5 protein-coding genes are annotated in these 6,379 nt (G+C 71.4%); 3 read left to right on the plus strand and 2 right to left on the minus strand.

Annotation, left to right across the window (positions count from 1 at the left end; genetic code table 11):
* A partial coding sequence (locus ESO86_RS09640) for a hypothetical protein (protein WP_207207083.1) occupies positions 1-501 on the minus strand: 501 nt, incomplete at its 3' end.
* A 253-nt stretch (positions 502-754) separates the two neighbouring features.
* Positions 755-1,780 (minus strand): sugar-binding transcriptional regulator, encoded by a 1,026-nt coding sequence (locus tag ESO86_RS09645; protein ID WP_129234705.1) that lies wholly within the window; start codon positions 1,778-1,780, stop codon positions 755-757.
* A 120-nt stretch (positions 1,781-1,900) separates the two neighbouring features.
* Here ESO86_RS09645 and ESO86_RS09650 point away from each other — a divergent pair, with 120 nt between their 5' ends.
* The 3 genes from ESO86_RS09650 (at position 1,901) to glpK (ending at position 6,128) form a co-directional block, all read left to right on the plus strand.
* On the plus strand, positions 1,901-3,649 hold the full coding sequence (locus ESO86_RS09650) for a glycerol-3-phosphate dehydrogenase/oxidase (RefSeq protein WP_129234706.1): 1,749 nt from the start codon (positions 1,901-1,903) through the stop codon (positions 3,647-3,649).
* 134 nt (positions 3,650-3,783) lie between these two features.
* The gene (locus tag ESO86_RS09655) at positions 3,784-4,557 is read left to right on the plus strand and encodes an MIP/aquaporin family protein (protein ID WP_129234707.1); all 774 of its coding nucleotides are present in this window, start codon (positions 3,784-3,786) and stop codon (positions 4,555-4,557) included.
* A 56-nt stretch (positions 4,558-4,613) separates the two neighbouring features.
* Positions 4,614-6,128, plus strand: coding sequence for a glycerol kinase GlpK (gene glpK, locus ESO86_RS09660; RefSeq protein WP_129234708.1), 1,515 nt, complete (start codon positions 4,614-4,616; stop codon positions 6,126-6,128).
* Positions 6,129-6,379 lie beyond the last annotated feature (251 nt).

Genomic DNA, 6,379 nt, shown 5'->3' on the forward strand with positions numbered 1-6,379 from the left:
CGCCTCGGTCCCGGCGATGAGCGCCTCGGCGGCGTCGGCGATCGCGAGGTTGCCCTCGGCGACCACGTCGCGCGCGGCGTCGTAGCGGGCGGCGGCGTCCGCGCGGGCGGGGACGAGGTCGATCATGCTCAGGAGGTCGGCGTACCGCTCCCATGCGGGCGCGAAGGCGACGGGGTCGCCGATCGCGGCGATTCCAGGGCTCCTCGGTCGTTCGGCGAGGATCGCGCGCGCCTCGGCGATGCGCTCCTCGAGGTTCGCGCGGTCCTCCTCGGCGACGAGTTCGCCGACCGCGATCCCGACGAGGGCGTCGCCCCGGTCGATCGCGCTCTCGGCCCGTTCCGTCGTCTCGCGGTAGTCGGCGGCGGCCTCGTCGTATGCGGCGTCGGCGGCGGCCCACGCGGGCCACATCTCCGCGTGGACGGCCGTCGCGATGACCTGGTGGCCGATCGCCCACGCGGCGATGACGGCGGCGATGGCGCAGGCAGCGGCGAATCCGCTCATGCGCCGAGGGGCGCGGGGCTCACGCGGTTCGGACGGGACCATGACGAACTCGACCGGGCCGTCGGGCATGGGCGGGCCGGCGGCGGGAGGGAGCCCGTCCCACGGGGGCGGACCCGGGGCCGGGCCGCCGGTGGGCTCCGGGGCGTCGGGGTCGTGCATGCGGTCCTCTCGCGCGCCGATGATCAGGCAGTCGCGAAGGCAAACCTACCCCGCAGTTCCGCGGTCCGCGATCACGATTCCATCGCGGTGCGGCTCAGTCGGCCCGGTCGTCCCCGACGCCGTCGACGGGCCGCTCGACCAGGCGCCGGGCCGTTCCCTCGTCGACGATCAGGTCCGTGATCAGGCCGGCCGCGAGCGCGCCGGTGAGGCCGGGGAGCTTCGCCTGTCCGGAGACCACGCAGATCCGGCGCGGCGCCCGGCGGAGCACGGCGAAGTCCGGTCCGGTCGCACGGGAGTTCAGCGGGATCCCGTCCGTCGAGCCGTCGGCCCGGTAGAACACGGTGGCGACGTCGCCGACCACGCCGTCGCGTGAGAGCGCCTCGAAGTCGGCGCGCTCCAGGTAGCCGCCCTGGTAGACGTGGCTCGGCACCTCGGCGAACGGCGAGCCGATGCCGAAGATGGCGACGTCCATCGACGCCTGCAGGTCGAGCAGGCGGCGGGTGCTCCGCTCGCGCCAGAACGCCTGCTTGGTCGCGGGGTCGTCGAAGAACGCCGGCACGGGGAACTGCTGCACGCGCGCGCCGAACGCGTCGCCGAACCGACGCAGCAGCTCCGAGGCGTACAGGATGCCCGTCGTGCGGAGGTTGCCCGCGCCGTTCAGCTGCACGATCTCGGAGTTGTGCGTCGCCTTGGGGGCGAGGTGGCGGCTCATGGCGCTCATGGTGGAGCCCCACGCCACGCCGATGGTCTGGTTCGAGTCGATGAACCGGCTGAGAATCCGTGCAGCCGAGAGCGCGACGCGCTCCAGCCGATCGACGTCGCTCGCGTGGTCGGGCACCGGGACGACGTGCGCCGAGACCTCGTGGCGCTCCAGGATCTCCTGCTCGAGACGGCTCGGCAGGTCGAGGGGGGAGTGGATCGAGATCTCGACGAGCCCGGTCGCACGGGCGTGGCTCAGCAGGCGCGACACCGAGGATCGCGAGGTGTGCAGTTCCTTCGCGATGGCGTCCATGGTGAGGTCCTGCAGGTAGTAGAGGTGCGCGGCCCGAAGCGCGTCCCGCGTCTTCCCGGTGGGCAGCTCGCCTCCCGCGGCCGGGCCCGCGGCGTCCGTCACGACCATGGAACTCTCCCTGCACGTTTGTTCATTCGGCTTGCAAGCATGTTCAACGATGCCCACGATGTATTCATCCACAGCCGGGCACTCCACGCAACCCGGCGTGACCAGCTCGAAAGGACAGCGATGTCGCCCACCACGTCGCCGACGACGAACCGCCCCACGCCCGCCTCCGGCGCCCGCGCCGAGATCGCCGCGCTGCGCGCCCGACCCGCCGCCGAGGTCGTGATCATCGGCGGCGGCATCAACGGCATCGCCACGTTCCGCGACCTCGCGCTGCAGGGCGTCGACGTCGTGCTCGTCGAGCGCGACGACTTCGTCTCGGGTGCCTCCGCCGCCTCGAGCCACATGATCCACGGCGGCATCCGCTACCTCGAGAACGGCGAGTTCCGCCTCGTGCAGGAGTCGGTGCAGGAGCGCAACGGCCTCATCCGGATCGCACCCCACTACGTCAAGCCGCTGCAGACGACCGTGCCGATCTTCTCGACGTTCTCCGGCATCCTCTCCGCCCCGCTCCGCTTCCTGACGCACCGGCAGGGCAAGCCCACGGAGCGCGGCGCGGCGCTCATCAAGGCCGGCCTCACGATCTACGACGCGTTCTCGCGTGACGGCGGCTCGGTGCCGCGGCACCGGTTCCTCGGCGCGAAGCGGTCGCTCGCCGAACTCCCCGCACTCAACCCCGGCCTGAAGTACACGGCGACCTACTACGACGCGAGCATGCACGACCCCGAGCGACTGGCGCTCGACGTGCTGCACGACGGACTCGCCGCCGGGGCGCACGCGCGCGCCGCGAACTACCTCGAGGCCGTGGGCCTCGGCGCCGACGGCGTCCGCGTCCGCGACGGCGTGACGGGAGCGGAGTTCGACCTCGCCGCCGACGTCGTCGTCAACACGTCGGGACCGTGGACCGACATCACGAACGCGCAGCTCGGTCGCGACACCCGCTTCATGGGCGGCACCAAGGGGTCCCACATCGTGCTCGACAACGACGAGCTCCTCGCCGCCACCGGCGGGCGCGAGATCTTCTTCGAGCACGAGGACGGCCGCATCGTGCTGATCTACCCGCTCAAGGGCCGCGTGATGGTCGGCACGACCGACCTCGAGCACGACATGCGCACGCCCGCGGTCTGCACGGAGGAGGAGGTCGACTACTTCTTCGACCTCGTCGCGCACGTTTTCCCAGGCATCCGGGTCGACCGCTCGCAGATCGTCTTCCGCTTCTCCGGCGTGCGGCCGCTGCCCCGACACGACGACACCCAGCCCGGCTTCGTCAGCCGCGACTACCGCATCGAGCGGGCGGAGGTCGCCGAACGCCCCGGCACGACGCTGCTCAGCCTCGTCGGCGGCAAGTGGACCACGTTCCGTGCGCTCGCGGAGCACCTCGCCGATGACGTCCTCGGCCTCGTGGGCCGCGACCGCGTCCGGTCCACCAAGGGCCTGCCGATCGGCGGCGGCGCCGGCTACCCGACGACGGATGCCGCGCGGCTGGTGTGGGTCGTCGGCCACGGCGACGGCGTGGGCCGAGAGCGGGCCGAGCAGCTGCTCGAGCGCTACGGCACGCGCGCCGCGCAGATCATCGAGGCGATCGAGGGCGCCGCCGAGACGCCCCTCGCAGACGCGCCCGACTATTCGCGCGAGGAGGTCGCCTGGCTCGCCGCGAACGAGCGCGTCGTCCACCTCGCTGACGTCCTGCTCCGCCGCACGAGCCTCGCGTTCACGGGTGCCGTGACCGCACCCCTGCTCGACGAGCTCGTCGCCGTCGTGGGCGACGTCCTCGGCTGGGACGCCCAGACCCGATCCGTCGAGGTCCGACTCGCGCGCGCGGTGCTCGCCGAGCGTCACGGCGTGGTCCTCGAGGAGCTCGCCGCGCAGTGAAATCTGCACGGATGTGCATGTGGAACCGCCGCTGACCGGCCGATTCCGCGGGTACGTTTCATCCGGGCCGCCCCGGCGCGGCCCTCAGCGGCAGCCCGCCCCCGGGCCGCCCGGTCCTACCCAGAAAGGTCAACGTGGACAATCTCGGAGTGCTGTTCCTCTCGGAACTCGTCGGTACCGCCATGCTCGTGCTGCTCGGCTGCGGCGTCGTCGCGAACGTCGCCCTCGCCAAGACGAAGGGCTTCAACGGCGGGTTCCTCATGGTGAACATCGGCTGGGGCCTCGCGGTCTTCGCCGGCGTCATCGTCGCCTACGCCTCGGGCGCGCACATCAACCCCGCCGTCACCCTCGGCCTGGTCGCGAACGGTGCGACCGAGTTCGGGAACCCGGCATTCGGCACGACGGTGCCCGTCACTGTCGTCAGCGTGCTCACGTTCATCGGCGCGCAGCTGATCGGCGCGTTCCTCGGTGCCGTCATCGTCTGGCTCGGGTACAAGCAGCACTTCGACGGTGAGCCGGAGAGTGCGACCAAGCTGGCCGTGTTCTCGACGGGTCCGGCGATCCGGTCGTACGGCTGGAACCTGGTGACCGAGATCATCGGTACGTTCGTGCTCGTGTTCGTCGTCATCGGCTTCGGCCGCAACGGCGACGCCTCCGGCCTGGCCGCGCTCGGCGCGCTGCCCGTGGCCCTGCTGGTCATCGGCATCGGCGCCTCCCTCGGTGGCCCGACCGGCTACGCGATCAACCCGGCCCGCGACCTCGGGCCGCGCATCGCGCACGCCATCCTGCCGATCGCCGGCAAGGGCAGCAGCGACTGGTCGTACTCCTGGGTGCCGGTCGTCGGCCCCATCATCGGCGGCGTACTCGCCGGATGGGCCGCGCTCGTCGCCCTCCCGGTGCTCGGCTGATCCGACCCACCCCACCACCTCCACCCATCCATCACTGACAGCAATGGAGTTCTCAGATGGCTGACTACGTCCTCGCGATCGACCAGGGCACGACCTCGTCGCGCGCGATCATCTTCGACAAGCACGGATCGATCGTCTCGACCGGGCAGCTCGAGCACGAGCAGATCTTCCCCAAGGCGGGCTGGGTCGAGCACGACCCGAAGGAGATCTGGACCAACACCCGCGAGGTGATCGGCCAGGCGCTCGGCAAGGCCGACCTGACCCGCCACGACATCGCCGCGGTGGGCATCACGAACCAGCGCGAGACCGCGGTGGTCTGGGACAAGAACACCGGCGAGCCGGTCTACAACGCGATCGTCTGGCAGGACACCCGCACGCAGCCCATCGTCGACCGCCTCGCGGCCGACGGCGGCGTCGAGCGCTTCAAGGCCAAGGTCGGCCTCCCGCTCGCCACCTACTTCTCGGGCACCAAGATCGTCTGGATCCTCGAGAACGTGCCCGGCGCGCGCGAGAAGGCGGAGGCCGGCGACCTGCTCTTCGGCACGACCGACAGCTGGGTGCTGTGGAACCTGACCGGCGGCGTCGACGGCGGCGTGCACGCGACGGATGTCACCAACGCGAGCCGCACCCTGTTCATGGACCTCGAGACCCTGGAATGGGACGACGAGATCCTCGGCATCTTCGGCGTCCCGCGCTCGATGCTCCCGGCGATCAAGTCCTCCTCGGAGGTCTACGGCACCGTCGAGTCCTCGAGCCTGCTCCGCGAGACGCCCATCGCGGGCATCCTCGGCGACCAGCAGGCGGCGACCTTCGGCCAGGCGGCGTTCGATGCCGGCGAGGCGAAGAACACCTACGGCACGGGCAACTTCCTGATCTTCAACACGGGCGAGGAGATCGTCCACTCGAAGAACGGGCTGCTCACGACCGTCGGATACAAGCTGGGCGACCAGCCCGTGCACTACGCCCTCGAAGGATCCATCGCGGTCACCGGTTCGCTCGTGCAGTGGCTGCGCGACAACCTCGGGCTCATCTCCTCGGCACCCGAGGTCGAGGAGCTCGCGAAGACCGTCGAGGACAACGGCGGCGCGTACTTCGTCCCGGCGTTCTCGGGGCTCTTCGCCCCGTACTGGCGTCCGGACGCGCGCGGTGCGCTCGTGGGCCTGACCCGCTACGTGAACAAGGGGCACATCGCGCGGGCGGCACTCGAGGCGATCGCGTTCCAGACGCGCGACGTCGTGGAAGCCGTGAACGCCGATGCGGGGATCGACCTCACGGAGCTGCGCGTCGACGGGGGCGCGACGGCCAACGACACGCTGCTGCAGTTCCAGGCCGACATCCTCGGCGTGCCCGTGGTGCGTCCGGTCGTCGCCGAGACGACCGCGCTCGGCGCCGCCTATGCGGCGGGCCTCGCGGTCGGCTTCTGGGCCGACCTCGACGACCTCGCCAAGAACTGGCAGGAGGACCGTCGCTGGGAGCCCTCGATGGACGAGGCCGAGCAGGGGCGCCTCGTGCGCAACTGGAAGAAGGCCGTCACGAAGACCCTCGACTGGGTCGACGACGACGTCCGCTGACGCGAGCGCTCGCTCGCTCGCCGAGGGTGAGCGGATGACACGGGCCGGGGTGCACGGGAAGGCACCCCGGCCCGTTGCCGTCCCGATGCGGGGGCGCGGCTCAGGCGAACCGGCCGGCGAGCAGCGGTGCGAGCTCGGCGAGGGTGCGGATCTCCACGACGCCCGCGGCTTCGGCATCCGCCGCCTCGGGCTCGGCCGGTCGCCCACCCGAGCGGTTGAGCCATACCCCGACCAGCCCGGCCTCGGCCGCG

The organism is Agromyces binzhouensis, assembly GCF_004135055.1.
GTDB lineage: Bacteria > Actinomycetota > Actinomycetes > Actinomycetales > Microbacteriaceae > Agromyces > Agromyces binzhouensis.